Raw genomic sequence first — 17133 nt, forward strand, 5'->3', positions numbered from 1 at the left:
CAGTCATGGACGCCGAGCAGTCACGAACCGCCATCGACTCGACGGTGGCGCACCCGGCCCGACGCTACAACTACTGGCTCGGCGGGAAGGACAACTTCGCCGCCGACCGGGCCTCCGGTGACGAACTCGAAGCCGCCTTCCCGAACGTCCGCAAGGGAGCGATCGCCAACCGGGCGATGCTGCGCCGCGCCACCCGCTACCTGGCCGCCGAGGCCGGCATCCGCCAGTTCCTCGACATCGGCACCGGCCTCCCGACCGCCGACAACACCCACGAGGTCGCCCAGTCGGTCGCCCCGGAGAGCCGCATCGTCTACGTCGACAACGACCCGCTGGTCATGGTCCACGCCCGCGCGCTGCTCACCACCAGCCCCGAGGGCCGCACCGCCTACATCGAGGCCGATCTCAAGGACCCCGACACGATCCTCGCCGACCCGACGCTGCGCGAGACCCTCGACCTCGGCCAGCCGGTCGGCCTGATGCTGATCGCGGTCCTGCACTTCATCCAGGGCCACGGCACGGCCAAACCCATCGTCCAGCGCCTGCTCGACGCCCTGCCCTCCGGCAGCTACCTGGTCGCGACCCACGCCACCTCCGACTTCGGCACCCCCGAACAGCAGGCCCTCTACCAGCAGATGATGGAACAGGGCCGCAGCGACGTCTGGACCCGCGGCCACGCCGAGGTCACCGACCTCTTCGACGGCCTCGACCTGATCGACCCCGGCGTCGTCCCCGCCAGCAAATGGCACCCCGCCCCCGGCGACCCTGCCTTCGCCGACAATGAGGTCAACGTCTGGGCCGGCGTAGCCCGCAAACCCTGACCTTCCCCCGGAGACCCCCTGTGACCGTGATCCCGATGACCGACACCCACGCCCCGGCGGTCCTCGCCATCTACGCAGCCGGCATAGCCACCGGCACGGCAACCTTCGAGACCACGGTCCCGCCCTGGGAACAGTTCCACCAGGGCAAGCTCCCAGGCCACAGCTACGTAGCCGTCGAGGACGACACCGTCCTCGGCTGGATCGCCTGCTCCCCGGTCTCCACCCGCCCCGCCTACGCCGGCGTCGTCGAACACTCCGTCTACGTAGACCCGGCAGCGAGCGGCCGCGGCGTCGGCCGTTCCCTGCTCGAACGCCTGATCACGTCAACGGAGGCCGCCGGCATCTGGACCATCCAATCCGGCATCTTCCCCGACAACACCGCCAGCCTCGCCCTCCACGAACGCTGCGGCTTCCGCACGATCGGCGTACGCGAAAAGGTCGCCCGCCAAGGCCCCACCTGGCAGGACGTCATCCTCCTCGAACGCCGCAGCCCCGTCGTCCTCTAGCGTCCTGAGTGAGTTCGGTCCGGGTGGATCACCCTTTCCCTGGCCGATGCCGGTGGCGTTCTGCCACCCACAGGTCGCGACCGAGTCACTGCCGTCCACGCCCATGTGTTTCAGGGCCAGACGTGGTTGGCCCACACTTGACACCTGAGGCCGCAGAAGGTTGCGGCCTAGCCGGTTTCGGCGCAACATCGTGCCCCGTGGCCAGATCCTGCCGCCCTCGCCACCTACTGCAACCGGATCAAAGACTCAGGACACTAGATTGACAGCCGTGCGCATCGGCGAAACTGCAACGGTGACGGTGACCGGCTTCGAACCCCGCAACGTCCTGGTACAACTCGACGGCCCCGGCCCCGCAGGCCGCATCCCGCACAGCGAAATGTTCGACGCGGCCGGAACAGCCACCATCGGCCAGACCTTCGAAGCCGAAATAATCAGCCTCGACCCGATCATGCTCTCGGCCCGGGCCTGCGCGAACCCCGCCACACGCGCCTTCCTCCTGAGCCTGCGCCGCGGCCAGATCATCAGCGGCACGGTGACCAGCGTCCGCACCTTCGGCGTCTTCGTCGCTCTGGACGGCGAGCCCACAGAAAGCGAGACCGGCTTCATCCAGGTCCCCGAACTCACCTGGTCCCACATCAGCAGCACCACCGAGGTCGTCGAGCCGGGCCAGCGCGTCACCGGCGAGATCCTCGACATCGACACCCGCCGCGCCCAGGTCTCCGTGTCCCTCAAGGCCCTGCAACCAGACCCCTTCATCCCGTACGCCACCCGCGTCGGCGAAACCCTCACCGGCCCGGTCACCAAGGTCGTCCCGTTCGGCTCCTTCATCCGCATAGGCCCGGGAATCGAGGCCATGCTGCGGGGAACCGAGCCCTACCCGATCGGCACCGAGCTCACGGTAACGATCGCCGAGGTCGACCTGCAACGGCACAGGATCACGGTTGACCTGCCCCTCGACAGTCACCCGGAGGCATGACGATCTTTACCGCAAGTAGTGGGCCGGGCTACGGTTCGCCGGGTGCGCACCCGGTCCCTGACCTATGCCGATGCCCTGCGGTTACTGGGTAAGGACGAGAACGAGGCGGTCGCCGCGCTGAGCCGGCTCACCGGGGTAACGGCCGGTGTCGTGACGGTGGCGAGTGCGGGGACCGTCGACTTCTTCGCTCTCCGTGGCGAACTCGTCAAGTGGGGCCATGACACGGTTCGGGGACTGCGCGACCGGGCGAGCGGGATCAGGCGCTTCGACCGCACCGAACTGCTTGTCGCCGCCCACGCCGTGGTGGTCATCACCGCGTTCTTCGAGGCCCTCGACGAGGCGTTCGCCGCCGCGCCCGGTCTGGACCTGACCGACGCGGAGCTGACCGCTCAGGAGCAGGTTGCCCTCTCCACCGGGACCGGGCTGACGGAGAGTTACGCCGCGATGGTCGGCGCGCTGATCGACCAGCCGCCGCCGATGCCCACTCCCCTTCATCCGTTCGAGGATCTTCTGGCCGGGCTGTCATCCTTCTACGGCGGTCTGAGCCGCCGGATCCTGACCTTCCTCGCCGAGCTCGCCGCCTTCGCGGACAAGCACAGCCGGCTGGAATCAGTGGTCTTCAGTGAGGCACTGACGACGGCTGCCGTATCCCGCTATCAACTGCTGTACCGGTCCTTGATCGCTGCCGCGCCCGAGTTCGGCATCTGGGTGAACACGATCGAATCGCAGGCCACCCGCCATGTCGTCCGGGTCGTCTCCGCGGATCTCGGCGCCGAGATCGCGCGGCTGCGAAGTGTGCTAACCGCGGTTCCCCTCCCGGTGGACGCTGTCCGGCAGGGGCTCGGCGTGCTGCATCGTCAAGCGATGGAGCGGCCGGTGCTGGCCGCTCAGTACGCACCGGATCACGTCATGTTGCCCAGCCTCGGCCAGGGATACCTCAACCCGTCCGGGCAGATGGGCGTGGCCGGGCGCAACTCCCGCCCCTCCACCGAGGATTGGTGGGCCGCAAGCCGGCCGGTCCCCGATGTCCAGGACTTCCTGCTGGCCTGTCTCACCAGCGTGCCGGCCACCTCGAGCCTGCTGGTCGTGCTCGGCCAGCCCGGCTCCGGAAAGTCGGCGCTGACCCGGGTGCTCGCCGCGCGCCTTCCGGAGAGTGACTTCCTCGTCGTCCGGGTGGAGCTTCGCACCGTCCCGGCCGATACCCAGGTGCAGAACCAGATCGAAGAAGCCCTCTATCAGGCCCTCGGCGAACGGGTCGTCTGGCCCGAGCTGGCCCGGCGGTCCGGATCGGCCCTGCCTGTGATCATCATGGACGGGTTCGACGAGCTGCTGCAGGCCAGCGGGCTCAACCGGGCTGACTACCTGGAACAGCTCCGCGCCTTCCAGGACCGCGAGCGGGACCTCGGCCGCCCGGTGGCGATCCTGGTGACCAGCCGCACCGTCGTGGCCGACCGGGCGCGCTTTCCCGCCGAGACGACGGTGGTCCGGCTTGCACCGTTCGATGACGACCAGGTAGGCCAATGGCTTGCCATCTGGAACACGGCCAACGCCGACGCTCTGGCAGAGCGTGGTCTGTACCCGCTGCCGGACGATGTCGCGCTCGCCCATCCCGAGCTCGCTCGTGAGCCGCTGTTGCTGCTCCTTCTCGCGCTGTACGACGCGAGCACCAACGCGCTACAGAATTCCGGCACCGGTCTGGGGCGGGTGGACCTCTACGAGCGGCTCTTCTCGGACTTCGTGCGCCGCGAGGTCGACAAAGGGCATCCCGGCGATCGACGCGATGACGAGATCGACGCCGAGTGGCGCCGGCTGGGCGTGGTCGCCCTGTCGATCCTCAACCGTGGCGGCGACGTCATTCTCGACACCGAGCTCGACCGCGACCTGCCGCACCTGCTCGGTCCCGCCTCGACCGCTCCGGACCCGGACGCGCTCTCGCCCAGCCAGGTGCTGGTCGGCCGGTTCTTCTTCATCCACGAGGCGTGCGCGACCCGCGACACCGGCGGACCGCGGCGCAGCTTCGAATTCCTGCACGCCACCTTCGGCGACTTCCTGGCGGCCCGGCTGATCGTCGGCGAGCTCGTGGACACCGCGCAGGAGCGGCTGCATCAGCGCCGGCGCCGGTCGCAGGCCGGCACGCTCGACGCGGGATTCCTCTACGCGGCGACATCGTTCGTCACCATCGCCCGCCGGGCACCGCTCTGGGATTTCTGCGCCGGAGTCATCGCCCGGCTCACCGCCGCGGATCGCGAACTGTGCCGCGAACTCGTCATCGAGTTGCTCCCGGAAGCGGGATACCCACACCCGACGTGGTCCCTCGCCGGGTACGAAGCCCGGCGCAAGCCCTCCGCAGCCCGGCATGCCGCGTTCTCCGCCAACCTGGTGTGCCTGGCAGTGCTGCTCTCCGACCGTCCGGTCGACATCGAGGAACTCGTCGGTCAGCCGGATGTCACCGCATGGCGTGACCAGGCACTGCTCTGGCACAGCATGCTGGACCCCGAGGACCGCCGGCGGTTGTGGCAACAGTTCCGGGTCAGCTGGCACCTCGACGAAAGGCCACCCCGCCTGCGGATCCGGCTGGAGGACAACGCCGCCGTCAGCGTGAAGGAGTCGCTGCCCTGGCCGCCGGCGGAGGTGCCGGACCCCGGGCTGCTGACGTTCGACGACATTGCCGCGCCGGCCACGAGCCGGACCGGTCGGCTGCTGCGGCGGTGCGCGTTCGTCCAGACCACCATCGACTCGCGCGAACTCATCTACGCGCTGACTCCCGCTCTGGCGCTCACCCCGGGACCGGAAGGTCCGGTCATGGACGACCGCCTGTTCCAAGGGACGGATGCGGGCGGAGCGAGGCGCAGTACGCTGCGGGAATGGGTGAGCAGGGTGGGCCGGTCGGGGTGGTGACCGGGCTGGTTCGGGCGACGTTTCTGGTCAATGCGGTGTATGAGAAGTCGGCGCGGGAGCATGGGATCACCTCGCAGCAGGGGCAGTTGCTCTGCGTGCTGATGGTGCAGCCGTACGGGATGGGTGAGCTGAGTGCGATGCTCGGGCTGGCCAAGTCGAGTCTTACCGGGCTTGTCGACCGCACCGAGCGGAACGGCCTGGTCGAGCGGCTGCCGAATCCGAAGGACACCCGGGGCGTCCATGTCGGCCTGACCGTCGCCGGGCGGGAGCTCGTTGACGTGTTCTATCCCGAGACCTGCCGGCGGATCGACGAGCTCGCCAACGGGCTGGGTGCCGGTGAGCGGGAGGCGCTGGGTGCGTTGCTCGGGCGGGTGGTGCGCGAGAACGAGGTGCCGATGGTTTTCCTTGAGCCGGGGGACTTTACGGTTCGCAGTACGAACTAATACAGTTCGTGGTGCGAACTATACGCCACGGAGGGCCACCATGAACGTTGTATTCGGGTTCGGGACGCAGCATGACCTCGCCGAGATCCCCGAGATTCTGCGCAGTGTCGAACGGGCGGACGCCGACGGGCTCGACCACTTCTCGATCTCCGATCACCCTTATCTGGGTGCGCGGCTGGACGCGTACGCGATGATCGGGTTTGTTCTGGGGCGGACCCGGCGGATCGCTGGTCTCGCCAATGTCACCAATGTGCCGTTGCGGCCGCCGGCGATGCTGGCCCGGACGATCACGTCGCTGTCCGCGCTGTCGGGCGGGCGGGTCATTCTCGGTGTCGGTGCGGGCGGGATCTGGGACCGGATCACCGCGATGGGGGTGCCGCGGCTCTCTCCCGGCGCAGCGGTGGAGGCCTTCGAAGAGGCAATCCTGTTGGTACGCGAACTGAGCGCGACCGGCCAGCCGGTAACCCACCACGGCGTGCACTACCGCGTCGACGAGATCGAGCCGGCGCCGGTGGCCGCTCCCCCGGTGTGGACGGGCTCGGTCGGCGCGAAATCGCTCGCGGTCACCGGGCGGGTAGCCGACGGCTGGATCCCGGGACACGGCGCGGACTGGCTCAGCGAGCGGTACCGCAGCTCGCGCCCGGTCATCGACGCCGCCGCGACCGCCGTGGGACGCGACCCGCGCGACATCCGCACGATCTACAACCTGCAGGGGCAGATCACCGACCTGCCGCAGGCCACCACCCGCGATCGGGACACCGGGAAGTGGATCGGGGGCTCGGTGCGGCAGTGGGTCGAGGAGCTGACCGGGGCGGTGCTGGAGCACGGCGCGGCGGGTTTCACGCTGTTCACGCTCGCTGGGGGCACTGCTGACCCGGTCACCCTGGGGCGGTGGGCGGGCGAGGTGGCTCCGGCCGTACGCGAAGCAGTGTCAAAAAGTCTTTGAAGTTTTTCGGGCCGGGATGTCGAGAACCCGTGTCGGGCTCCGTCCCCGGTGCGAACGCGGCCACAATGGGTCGCAGTCGCACCGAGGAGAACCACGATGGCCAAGTATCTGCTGCTCAAGCACTACCGCGGCGCGCCGGCCCCGGTCAACGACGTGTCCATGGACAAGTGGACGCCGGAGGAGGTCTCGGCGCACATGCAGTACATGCGGGACTTCTCGGCTCAGCTCGAGAAGACCGGCGAGTGGGTCGACGGGCAGGCTCTCGCGCCGACGGGCATGTGGGTGCGCTACGACGGTGAGGACCGGCCGCCGGTCACCGACGGGCCGTTCGCCGAGACGAAGGACCTGATCGCCGGCTGGATGATCATCGACGTCGACAGCGAGAACCGCGCCATCGAGCTCGCCGGGGAGCTGTCCGCCGCACCCGGGGCCGGTGGCCGGCCGATCCACGAGTGGCTCGAGGTGCGCCCGTTCCTGACCGGGCCTCCCACCATCACGGAGTGAACGACGTCCTGCTCCGGACGCTGACCCCGGAGGTTCTCGCCGTCCTCGTCCGCCGCGGAGCTGACTTCGCGGCGGCCGAGGACGCCGTGCAGGAGGCGCTGATCGAGGCGGTCCGTGTCTGGCCCGATGATCCACCGCGGGAGCCGAAGGGCTGGCTGGTCACCGTGGCCTGGCGCCGGTTCCTCGACATGGCCCGGGCGGACGCCGCCCGCCGCCGCCGCGAGGACGTCGCCGAGGAGGAGCCGCTGCCCGGGCCCGCCTCCGGGGTCGACGACACCCTCCAGCTCTACTTCCTGTGCGCCCACCCGTCGCTGACCCCGTCGTCCGCGGTCGCGCTCACCCTGCGCGCCGTCGGCGGGCTCACCACGCGGCAGATCGCCGAGGCGTACCTCGTGCCCGAGGCCACCATGGCGCAGCGCATCAGCCGGGCCAAGCGCACGGTGAGCGGCGTACGGTTCGACCAGCCCGGCGACGTCGCCACCGTCCTGCGGGTGCTCTACCTGGTGTTCAACGAGGGCTACTCCGGCGACGTCGACCTGGCCGCCGAGGCGGTCCGGCTCACCCGCCAGCTCGCGGCGGCGATCGACCACCCCGAGGTCGCGGGCCTGCTCGCCCTGATGCTGCTGCACCATGCCCGGCGCGCCGCCCGGACCGCCCCCGACGGCAGCCTGGTGCCGCTCGCCGAGCAGGACCGCAGCCGGTGGGACACCACGTCGATCGCCGAGGGCGTCGAGATCCTGCAGGCGGCCCTCGCCCGGGACCGGCTCGGCGAATTCCAGGCCCAGGCCGCCATCGCGGCCCTGCACGCCGACGCCCCCACCGCCGCCGAGACCGACTGGGTCCAGATCCTCGAGTGGTACGACGAACTCGCCCGGCTGACCGGCAACCCGATCGTGCGACTCAACCGCGCGGTCGCCGTCGGCGAGGCGGACGGCCCGCGCGCCGGGCTGGCGGCGCTCGCCGGGCTGGACGACTCCCTGCCCCGGCACACCGCCGTGGCCGCCTGGCTGCACGAACGCGACGGCGACCTGCCAACTGCCGCCCGCCTCTACGCCGACGCCGCCCGCAAAGCCCCCAACCTCGCCGAACGCGACCACCTCACCCGCCAGGCCGCCCGCCTCAACACCCACCTCCGCCCGGACGAGGCTTGACTCAACCCGACCAGCAGCCGCCGGTCGCTCTAGATTCGGCCGACCGGCGGATGCCCAGATGCCGGTGACCGGCCTGGACCGGGCAGCCACAATTGTCACAGTCAGTCACCTCAGCCAGAAGCCACGTGTTGTATGCCAAGGCATGATTGCCGTGCCCTTGACAATCGGCGCTCACATTTATTGCGCCATTCATCGTTCCGACGCAATGAAAGTGCACTTCTGCGCCCGTAGCGGACGATCTTCAGCTGGTTCCCGCGAACGCAACCACAGGGTGTGACCACACGCCGCGGTTGGTCATGCTGAATTCCACTGTGCTTCGAGAGCGCCGCCATTGGAAAGTGACTCGGCCTACCGGGTTTCAGCGCACTACGCAGCATGGTGACACCCCGTGTTGTCCGCCGCGCGAAATGATCATCGTCCCTTCGAGAAGGCGCAAAGTCGCCGAAAATTGCGCCAAAGGACCGCACTCCGCAACTTCCGGAGGCTCTGGCTGTCAAACGCACGGCACTCATGCCACAGCACCCTAAACATAGGTTCTGGCTGAGGTGACGGAATGCGACGACACCGATGGGGGCCGGCGAGCTTCAGACCATCGGCTCAAACTGCCGGGGCCCAGCGGCGGACCGCGACCGCCGCGCCGAGGGTGCCCGCGGTGAGCGCGCCCCACAACGCAGCCGGCCCGGCGGCGAGCAGCGCGGTGAGCACCGCCGGGGCCGCCGCGGACGCGAGCCCGGTCGACAACTGCCAGCGCGACAACGCCCGCCCCAGCAGATGCGCAGGCGCGGCGGCGGCGACCAGAGCTGTGCCGCTGCCCGCATACAGGATCTCGCCGATCGTGTACGGCACCGCGACCGCCGCCACCATCGCCGGCCCGAGCGTGCCGAGCTCCCCCGCGGCCCAGAATCCCAGGTAGGAGCACGCGAGCACCACTCCGGAAGCCGCCAGCACCCGCCGCCGCGGCTGCCCCGCGAGCCGTACCACCGCGAGCGTCTGGATCGCGACCACCAGCACCGTGTTGCCCGCGAACACCGCCGCGGACCACGCCGGCGCGGCGTGCATCCGCGTCACGAGCAGGGCGGGGAGGGCGACTTCGAGAACACCGAAGCACAACGCGTACGCAAGATTGGCGATCAACAGTGGTCCCAGGGCCGGCCCTTCGACCAGCTCGGGCCGAACGGGGCGGGGATCTCCGCGCTGCGGCAGCGAGAGCACCAGACCGGCGGCGACCAGATAGCCGGCAGCGTTGATCGCGGCGAGCAGCCGCAACGTGTCCGGGCCACCGGTGACCGCGACCGCCGCGATCAGCGCACCCACCCCCAAACCGGCGTTACGCACCGCGCGGGCACCGGCGAGCGCCCGGTCGGCTGGACCGTCCACGAGCGAGCTGACCAGCGCCGCGTGCGCCGCCGGGAAGACCTGGCTGCCCGCCCCGAGCAGCAGCGCGGCCAAGCCGAACGCGACCGGGCCGGACGCCTGGAGCAGCAGCCCGATCCCGGCCGCGCGGATCAGCATCGTGGCGGCGACCGGCCGTCCGCGGGCACCGGAGTCGATCCAGCGCCCGGTCAGCGGGACGGCGATCAGGCCGAGCAGCAGGCCCGCGGAGAGTGCCAGCCCGGTCCCGGCGACGCTGAGATGGACGACGGTGAGACCGTAGAGCAGCAGGAACGGCCGCAGCAGACCGGCGCCCAGGGCGTCGACGAGCAGCGCGGCCGAGTAACGGCGCAGTGACATGGCGGCAACCCTGAACCCCTGATCACGGGTACGCCGCGTCAGTTGCGGATCTTCGTCAACCGGCTCGCCCGCGCACAGCCGGGCGCGCGACAATGCGGCACATGGCGTTGACGATCGACATCACCGGGCTGGCACCGCAACGGCTCACGATCGCGCCTTCCCCGCTGGCTGAGCTGACCGCGATGCTGCACGTCCGCGCCCCGCAGACCCGGGTCAGCGCGTCGTTCGCCGACCGCCTGCTGGACGCCGAGTTCCTGTGGCGCTCGTCGCGGGCCGACTTCCTGCTCCCGGCCGACCCCCAGCCCACCCTCGAGGCGGAGCTCGACCGCATAGATCAACTACCCGATGGGGTGTACGTCGCGTCCGCGCTGGTCACGACGTGCGGCTCGTCCCGCCTGTCGTTCCGGGCTCCCGCACCCGACCGGCTCGTCGAGCTCATGGCGGCCCGGGGCCCGCGCCAGGCAGCGTTCGCCGCGCGCCTGCTCAGCGACCCGGCCGGCGCCCGCGCCCACGTCCGCCGCATCCTGGAGGACTGCGCCACCGAGTTCTTCGACGCGGCCTGGCAGGGCATCCGCACCACGCTGGCCGCCGACGCCCGCCACAAGTCCGACCTGCACGCCCGGCACGGCCTGCCCGCCGCCCTCGCCGCGATGTCCCCGGCCCTGGCCCTGCACGGCACCCGCATCACGCTGGACAAACTCCAGAACGACAGCACCACCGCGGCGCACGGCCTGACGTTCGTCCCGACCGTCTTCGGTCATCCTCACCTGCTCGCCGTGTACGCCCCCAGCTGGCAGCCCGTGGTCCAGTACCCGATCACCGCGACGCCCGTAGCCGCCCCGGGCGTGGTCCAGCGGCGGCTCGACGCGTTCGCGCATCCCGTACGCCTCCAGCTCTGCCGTAGCCTTGCCCGCGCACCCCGGACGACCACCGAACTCGCCGAGGCCCTGCGCCTCACCGCCCCCGAGGTGTCCCGCCACCTCGCCACCCTGCGCGGAGCGGGCCTGCTGCACAGCACCCGCACCGGCCGCTACACCAGCCACCGCCTCGACCTCACCGCGACGGCGGCCCTGGGCACGGACCTGATCGCCGTCCTGCTCCGCTGACCGGCAGCCGTTCGCGGCGCGGCGGCCATGACACGATGTCCGGTATGAGCGTCGACCCGACCCGGCTCCTCGTGCTGGGCGCCACCCGTCAGGAACAACCGGCGACGGGGTACGCCATCATGCGCGAGCTGACCAGCTGGGGCGTGCAGGAGTGGGCCAGCGTGAACCCCGGCTCGATCTACGGGGCGCTGCGCGCGCTGGTCAAGGACGGGTTCGTCACCGAGGTCACCGACACAGTCGCGAAAAGCGGGCGGGGCCACAAGGACAGCACCAGGTTCCGCCTCACCGACGAGGGCGAGTCGGCGTTCACGAGCCTGCTGCGCAGCGCTTTGTGGGAGGTCAGCCCGTACCGTACGGCGCCCTTCATGGCAGCGCTCTGTTTCCTGGTCTGCCTCACCCGCGACGAGGTGACCGCCGCCATCGAGGAGCGGGTCTCCCGGCTGGAGAGCCAGCTGCGGCAGTTCGAGTTCGACGAGAAGCAGACCGTCCTCGACAGCGTCACCAAGCCGCCGCACTCGGTCGAGTTCGTCAAGCTCGCCGCGGGTCGTCTCGAGGGCGAACTCACGTTCACCCGCGCCCTGCTGGAGCGCATCCGCGCCGGCAGTTACACCTTCACCGGCGAGTAGGCCCGCTCCCGTGATCGACGTCATTCCCTGTTGACGATTTTTATTCAAGGGTGAATATTCGGCTTTGAACAAAATTTCACCAGGAGGCACCGTGTCCGTCGACACCGCACGTCAGACCCACCCCCGAGCGTGGCTGATCCTCGCCCTGATCCTCTGCGCGGAGATCATGGACCTGCTCGACAGCACCATCGTCAACGTGGCCGCGCCGAGCATCGCCCGCGACCTGCACGCCGGCACCGCGGCCCTGCAATGGATCACCGGCGGCTACGCCCTCACCCTCGCCGCGTTCCTCATCGCCGGGGCCCGCCTCGGCGACCGTTTCGGCCGCCGCACCCTGTTCGCCGTCGGAGCCTGGGCGTTCGTCGCCTGCTCCACGCTGTGCGCACTCGCCCCCGACACCCCGACCCTGATCACCGGCCGGCTGCTGCAGGGCGTCGCCGCCGCACTCCTGATCCCTCAGGGCCTCGGCCTGCTCCAGGAGGCGTTCAGCCCCGGCGACCAGGGCAGGGCCTTCTCGATCTTCGGCCCCGTGGTCGGCCTCGCCGCCGTCCTCGGCCCGGTCCTCGGCGGCGTCCTCGTCGACGCCGACCTCCTCGGCACCGGCTGGCGGCTGATCTTCCTGATCAACCTGCCGATCGGCATCCTCGCCGCGGTCGGCGCCACCCGTATCTTCCCGCAGTCACGGGCCGAGTCCGCCCCACGCCTCGACATCACCGGGACCCTGCTGGTCGGCGCGGCGGCCCTGCTCATCACGTACCCCCTGATCCAGGGCCGGGAAGCGGGCTGGCCCGACTGGACCTACGCCATGATCGCGGGAGGCCTGCTCACCCTCGGCGCCCTCATCCTCTGGACCCGCCTGCGCCTGCGCACCGGCCGCGACCCCCTGGTCCAGCCGTCGGTCTTCTCCCACCGCGGGTTCTCGGGCGGCGTACTGATCACCCTGGCCTTCTTCGGTGGCACCTTCGGCGTAGGCCTGGCGCTGACCCTGTTCCTCCAGCTCGGCCGGGGCTTCTCCGCGATCCACGCCGGCCTCACCGCCACGCCGTTCGCCCTGGGCTCATCGGTGGGTGCCATCATCGGAGCAGCGGTCCTCGCCCCCAGGATCGGCCGCAACACCCTCCAGCTCGGCAACGCCCTGCAAGCCGCGGGCCTGATCCTGACGCTGATCGTCCTCGCCCGTACGCAGATGACCGTCACCAGCTGGGACCTCGCCCTGCCGCTCCTCGTGTGGGGCTTCGGCATCGGGCTCGTGATCGCCCCGCTGTTCGACTTCGTCCTGGCCGCCCTCACCGAGAACGAAGTGGGCTCAGGCTCCGGCGTCCTCAACACGCTGCAGCAACTGGGCTCAGCAACCGGCGTCGCCGCCATCGGCACGGTCTTCTTCGCCACGCCGGGCTACCTCGCCGGCTTCGAACGCAGCCTCCAGCTAGGACTCGGCATCACCGTCGCCCTGGCCGCACTGACCTTCCTGCTCCCCCGCCACGCCCGCGCGTGAGACAACTATCGGACGTAGTGGCGCAGCCGCACCGTTTCCCCACGCGGACCGCTCCAGCCGGCAGTCGACATGTGCGTGTACCGCCACCCCGTCGCCTCGTAGAACGCGACCGCGGACGAGTCCGGCCGGTCAACGACGTCGAGGATCAGCCGGCCACCGGCCCACACACTCACGTGATCCAGCAACGCGCTGGCAACCTTCATCCGCCGAGCCGCCGGCGCCACGAACAGCCGGGTAACCTCCCGGCCGTTCTGCACGGCGACATGCCCGTCGATCACCCCGGGTGAGCTGTAGGCGACCCAAGCCTGATCCAGCCGCGGATGGTCCAGCCACCCCACGGGATCCGACGGCCACTTCATCGGATAACCGCTCACGAGGCGAACCTCACGCAACACTTGCACACACAGCTCGAGGTCCTCGGACCGCCGGGCCCGGATGGTCAAAGGCCGGATAGTCAGGTTGCTCACCCCAACATCATGAAGCAACCCCCGGCCACCCCTCCCAACGGCCGACCCCACGAGACCACCCGCTCCCCGGACGCCCCACCACGCGGCAGGCGCCTGGTGACCCGCATCCGCTCGAAAGAAAATGGTCACTCCACATTGTCCGGCCGACGATGAGGTTTATCCACAAAGCGCTCCTATAGCCGATTTTTAGCCTTCGCAGATCAATGGTCATGCTGACATCCGACAAATATTCTTTCACGAAATCTTGCTAGGCTCAGGATCTTGCTGTCACGGCCCAGGAGGAGATCTCGTGACTTCTTCCCACGCTCTCAGAAAAAGTATTTTTTCTCGCCTGAGAGCGTTCCTGGAGAGTAAGTCGTGGGGCGGAATAAGCGCTATTACCGGGCTCGTCGCTCTCGGCCTCGCCGCCGTCACCACACTGGTCACCCTCTCCGTCAAAAATTCTGAATCAGTCCCTTACCGCGGAGAGAAATGCCGTGAGGGAACCGCGAGCCAAGACGTTCGCACTGACGCGGCAGCGCTCGAGACCTCCACCACGGCGCCCCTCAAGGTGCTCGACGTGGGCGTCAAGGACAAGGACCGGATCTATGGCTCACCACGATCGGGGCCAGTCGACGGAGAGACCTTTTACTGGGGTCGGGTCGCCTCGGATCGGGCGAATGGAGGAGTGCAGCTTCTCTGGCGTATCAATGATGGACCATGGCACGACTGCCGCAGCGATCTCAGTGCCGACAACCCCGATTACGTCTACACCCCGGCCGTGGCGAGCGAGATCGGCGAGAAGCAGGTCACCTTCAAGGTCTGCATCTGGCGCAACAACCCTCATCTTCAGAGCTGCTGGAACGACACCGACGACTGAGGCTGCTCAGGGGCTCCCGGGGATGCGGGCGGCGGCAGCGGCGACGGTTGCCAGGTCTTCTGCGGAGAAGCCGGTGCGGCTCAGCACCGCCAGGGACTTGTTTGTTGCCAGGGTGCACAGCGCGAGCTCTGCCGCCTGCTGCTCATCGGCACCCGCCGCCAGCAACGCCTGCTCCAGCATCGCCCGCAAGCCGTCGATCATGGCTCGGACCATGGCCTGACCTTCCGCGTCGAGGGCCGGGAACTGCGTTGCCGAGACCGTGAGCAGGCAGCCGTCCGGGACCGTGGGGTCGGCGATGCGGTTCAGGGTGACCTGGAGGTAGGCGAATATGACGGCGCTCGGGTCCGGGTGGGGGGCGGTGAGTGCCTGGTAGTACAGCGGGTGGTAGGTCTGGGCGTACCTTTCGAGGCTTTTACGGAAGAGGGTGCTCTTGTCGCCGAACGTGCCGTAGAGCGAGCCGCGGCCCAGGCCCGTGCCCTCGGTGAGGCGGTCGATCGAGGCTTCCGAGTAGCCCCAGCGCCAGAAGACGTGCATCGCGCGTCGTAGCGCCTCGTCCACGTCGAATTGCTTGCGGCCCGCCATGGTTCATCAGCCTACACATCTTGTACTGATCGTTCAAACATGGGTATGGTCGCCGCCATGACCTATCTGAGTTCGTTGCGGTTGCCCGAGGGGTTCACCGATGTGTTCACCAGTCGGATCGTGGAGGTGAACGGGCTGCGGCTGCACGCGGTCACCGGCGGGGAAGGCCCGCCGCTGCTGCTGATCGGTGGGTGGCCGCAGACCTGGTACGCCTGGCGCGAGGTGATGCCCGCGCTCGCCCGTGAGCACACCGTCGTCGCCGTCGACTCGCGGGGATCCGGGCTCTCCGACAAGCCCGACGACGGGTACGACGCCGGCACGCTGGCCGCCGATCTGGTCGCGCTGATGGCCGCGCTCGGGCACGACCGGTTCGACGTGGTCGGCCATGACATCGGCATGTGGACCGGCTACGCCCTCGCCGCCGATCATCCGGAGCGGGTGGGCCGGCTCGCCGTCGTCGACGCCATCATCCCCGGTGTCACGCCGACCCCGCCGTTCTTCAGCCCGGCCTCGGTCAGCCAGCGGTTCTGGCACTTCGGCTTCAACCGGCTCGCCGACCACCTCGGCGAGGAACTCGTCCGGGGGCGGGAGCGGCTGTTCTTCGGCTACCAGTTCACCCAGAAGGCCGCCACCCCGGAGACGATCCCCCCGTACGCCGTCGATGTCTACGTCGATGCGATCGTCGCGGATCCCCGCGGGCTGCGGGCGAGCTTCGCCTACTACCGGGCGCTGGACGAGACGACCGCACAGAACGAGCAGCGCATGAAGACCCGGCTGACGCTGCCGGTGCTCGCCGTCGGCGGCGCGCTCTACACCGGCGCGTCGGCCGCCGCGACGATGCGGCTCGCGGCCGACGATGTCACCGAGGTGGTCCTCGACGATTGCGGCCATTACGTGGCCGAGGAGCAGCCCGCGCAGTTCACCCGGATCCTGGAGGACTTCCTCGACGGCTGACCCGCCACCCGGTCATCCTCAGAGGGCGGTGACCGCCTCGATGATCGCGGCGGCGCCGGTGCGGGCGGACGGGTCGGCGCTGACGTCGGTGAAGCGGACCGTGGCCGTGCGGTCGACCACCACGACGGCCGGGTAGGGCAGGGTCGAGCGGCCGGTCGCGAGGGCCGGAGCCGATTCGGGGCTGCTGTAGCCGAGGTTGAACGCGTCGATCAGGGTGTGGCGCGGGTCCGCGGCGACCAGCAGGCCCGACAGGTCGAGGCGGTGCTTGAGCTCGGCGAGGCGTTCCGGGCGCTGCGGGCTGACGGCGACCAGGTGGGCGTCCAGGCCCCGCAGATCCTTCTCGTACGCAGCGAGCGCGTCGGCGCTGCCCGGGGAGCCGGCGTGACCGAAGAAGATCAGGACGACGGGGCCGGTGTCGAGCAGGCGGTGCAGGAAGATCGGGCCCAGGTCAGCCTCGAGGAGCGGCAGGTCCGGCACCCGGGTGCCCGGGGAGATCATGCGTTCCCAGACGGCGTCGCGTTCCAGCTGCTGGCGGAACGCTGCGTCGGTAGCCGGTTTGGGGTGGGCCGAGGTGACGGTCATGGATTCAGAGTACCCGGTCATTTCCTATTAGAATAGTAGGTTAACGGCTAGTGGACCGCGGGGGCGGCGAGACCCTGCTCGACCCAGCGGCGCAGCACGGCGGCCGGTGCTGCGCCGGCCTGGCGGGCGGCGACGTGGCCGTCCCTGATCAGCATCAGGGTCGGGACGGCCTGCACGGCGAAGCGCTGCGACAGCCGGGGTGCGTGGTCCACGTTGACCTTCACGAGCTTGACCTGGCCGGCGAGGTCCCGGGCCACCTGCTCGAGTGCCGGGCCGACCGCGCGGCACGGCCCGCACCACGGTGCCCAGAAGTCGACCAGGACGGGTGTCGAGGACTGCTCAGCCACCTCGGCGAACGTGTCGTCGCCCGCGTCGACGATCCACGGCAGTGCAGCACGGCACTTGCCGCAGACGGGTTTACCCGCGGCGGTAGCCCGCACGCGGTTGCGCTGCCCGCACGAGGCGCACGCGACGATGTCAGAGGTCACG

18 protein-coding genes are annotated in these 17133 nt (G+C 69.6%); 13 read left to right on the forward strand and 5 right to left on the reverse strand.

What is annotated here, in order from left to right:
• Positions 1–5 precede the first annotated feature (5 nt).
• The 8 genes from Ahu01nite_RS31325 to Ahu01nite_RS31360 all read left to right on the forward strand — a co-directional run bounded on the left by Ahu01nite_RS31325 (position 6) and on the right by Ahu01nite_RS31360 (position 8242).
• A complete protein-coding gene (locus Ahu01nite_RS31325; protein ID WP_203840284.1) occupies positions 6–818 on the forward strand; it encodes an SAM-dependent methyltransferase in 813 nt (270 codons plus the stop codon).
• Positions 819–853: 35 nt separating this feature from the next.
• Entirely contained in the window at positions 854–1324 is a 471-nt protein-coding gene (locus Ahu01nite_RS31330; protein WP_203840285.1) for a GNAT family N-acetyltransferase, read from the forward strand.
• Positions 1325–1592: 268 nt separating this feature from the next.
• The gene (locus Ahu01nite_RS31335) at positions 1593–2300 is read left to right on the forward strand and encodes a S1 RNA-binding domain-containing protein (RefSeq protein WP_203840286.1); all 708 of its coding nucleotides are present in this window, start codon (positions 1593–1595) and stop codon (positions 2298–2300) included.
• Between the two features lie 42 nt (positions 2301–2342).
• Positions 2343–5198, forward strand: coding sequence for an NACHT domain-containing protein (locus Ahu01nite_RS31340; RefSeq protein ID WP_203840287.1), 2856 nt, complete (start codon positions 2343–2345; stop codon positions 5196–5198).
• Complete coding sequence (locus Ahu01nite_RS31345; RefSeq protein WP_203840288.1) at positions 5165–5641, forward strand: MarR family winged helix-turn-helix transcriptional regulator; 477 nt, start codon at positions 5165–5167, stop codon at positions 5639–5641. The genes Ahu01nite_RS31340 and Ahu01nite_RS31345 overlap by 34 nt, the downstream gene beginning before the upstream one ends.
• 40 nt (positions 5642–5681) lie before the next feature.
• Positions 5682–6587: an LLM class flavin-dependent oxidoreductase gene (locus Ahu01nite_RS31350; RefSeq protein ID WP_203840289.1), complete on the forward strand. Its 906-nt coding sequence runs from the start codon at positions 5682–5684 to the stop codon at positions 6585–6587.
• A 96-nt stretch (positions 6588–6683) separates the two neighbouring features.
• Complete coding sequence (locus tag Ahu01nite_RS31355; protein ID WP_203840290.1) at positions 6684–7091, forward strand: YciI family protein; 408 nt, start codon at positions 6684–6686, stop codon at positions 7089–7091.
• Positions 7088–8242, forward strand: coding sequence for an RNA polymerase sigma factor (locus Ahu01nite_RS31360; protein ID WP_203840291.1), 1155 nt, complete (start codon positions 7088–7090; stop codon positions 8240–8242). Before Ahu01nite_RS31355 ends, Ahu01nite_RS31360 begins: the two co-directional genes overlap by 4 nt.
• Before the next feature lie 597 nt (positions 8243–8839).
• Here Ahu01nite_RS31360 and Ahu01nite_RS31365 read toward each other — a convergent pair.
• A complete protein-coding gene (locus tag Ahu01nite_RS31365) occupies positions 8840–9973 on the reverse strand; it encodes an MFS transporter (protein ID WP_203840292.1) in 1134 nt (377 codons plus the stop codon).
• Positions 9974–10074: 101 nt separating this feature from the next.
• Between Ahu01nite_RS31365 and Ahu01nite_RS31370 the strand changes: the two genes are divergently transcribed.
• The 3 genes from Ahu01nite_RS31370 to Ahu01nite_RS31380 all read left to right on the forward strand — a co-directional run bounded on the left by Ahu01nite_RS31370 (position 10075) and on the right by Ahu01nite_RS31380 (position 13200).
• On the forward strand, positions 10075–11079 hold the full coding sequence (locus Ahu01nite_RS31370; RefSeq protein ID WP_239159286.1) for a DUF5937 family protein: 1005 nt from the start codon (positions 10075–10077) through the stop codon (positions 11077–11079).
• 44 nt (positions 11080–11123) lie between these two features.
• Entirely contained in the window at positions 11124–11705 is a 582-nt protein-coding gene (locus Ahu01nite_RS31375) for a PadR family transcriptional regulator (RefSeq protein ID WP_203840294.1), read from the forward strand.
• 64 nt (positions 11706–11769) lie between these two features.
• Complete coding sequence (locus tag Ahu01nite_RS31380) at positions 11770–13200, forward strand: MFS transporter (protein WP_344572236.1); 1431 nt, start codon at positions 11770–11772, stop codon at positions 13198–13200.
• A 5-nt stretch (positions 13201–13205) separates the two neighbouring features.
• On the opposite strand, the gene Ahu01nite_RS31385 is transcribed toward Ahu01nite_RS31380, so the two are convergent.
• Complete coding sequence (locus tag Ahu01nite_RS31385; protein ID WP_239159287.1) at positions 13206–13667, reverse strand: GNAT family N-acetyltransferase; 462 nt, start codon at positions 13665–13667, stop codon at positions 13206–13208.
• Between the two features lie 289 nt (positions 13668–13956).
• Here Ahu01nite_RS31385 and Ahu01nite_RS31390 point away from each other — a divergent pair, with 289 nt between their 5' ends.
• Positions 13957–14526 (forward strand): hypothetical protein, encoded by a 570-nt coding sequence (locus Ahu01nite_RS31390; RefSeq protein WP_203840297.1) that lies wholly within the window; start codon positions 13957–13959, stop codon positions 14524–14526.
• Between the two features lie 6 nt (positions 14527–14532).
• Here Ahu01nite_RS31390 and Ahu01nite_RS31395 read toward each other — a convergent pair whose 3' ends face one another.
• Positions 14533–15108 carry a TetR/AcrR family transcriptional regulator gene (locus Ahu01nite_RS31395; RefSeq protein ID WP_203840298.1) on the reverse strand — a complete coding sequence of 192 codons (576 nt, stop codon included), beginning with the start codon at positions 15106–15108 and terminating at the stop codon, positions 14533–14535.
• Positions 15109–15165: 57 nt separating this feature from the next.
• Here Ahu01nite_RS31395 and Ahu01nite_RS31400 point away from each other — a divergent pair, with 57 nt between their 5' ends.
• Positions 15166–16062, forward strand: coding sequence for an alpha/beta fold hydrolase (locus Ahu01nite_RS31400; RefSeq protein ID WP_203840299.1), 897 nt, complete (start codon positions 15166–15168; stop codon positions 16060–16062).
• 18 nt (positions 16063–16080) lie between these two features.
• Here the strand turns inward: Ahu01nite_RS31400 and Ahu01nite_RS31405 are convergent, their stop codons facing one another.
• Together Ahu01nite_RS31405 and trxA are read right to left on the reverse strand one after the other, a co-directional pair.
• Positions 16081–16644 (reverse strand): redoxin domain-containing protein, encoded by a 564-nt coding sequence (locus Ahu01nite_RS31405; RefSeq protein ID WP_203840300.1) that lies wholly within the window; start codon positions 16642–16644, stop codon positions 16081–16083.
• Between the two features lie 47 nt (positions 16645–16691).
• The gene (trxA, locus tag Ahu01nite_RS31410; RefSeq protein ID WP_203840301.1) at positions 16692–17132 is read right to left on the reverse strand and encodes a thioredoxin; all 441 of its coding nucleotides are present in this window, start codon (positions 17130–17132) and stop codon (positions 16692–16694) included.
• Between the last annotated feature and the right edge of the window lies 1 nt (position 17133).

It is taken from the genome of Winogradskya humida, assembly GCF_016862215.1.
Taxonomy (GTDB): Bacteria; Actinomycetota; Actinomycetes; order Mycobacteriales; family Micromonosporaceae; genus Actinoplanes; species Actinoplanes humidus.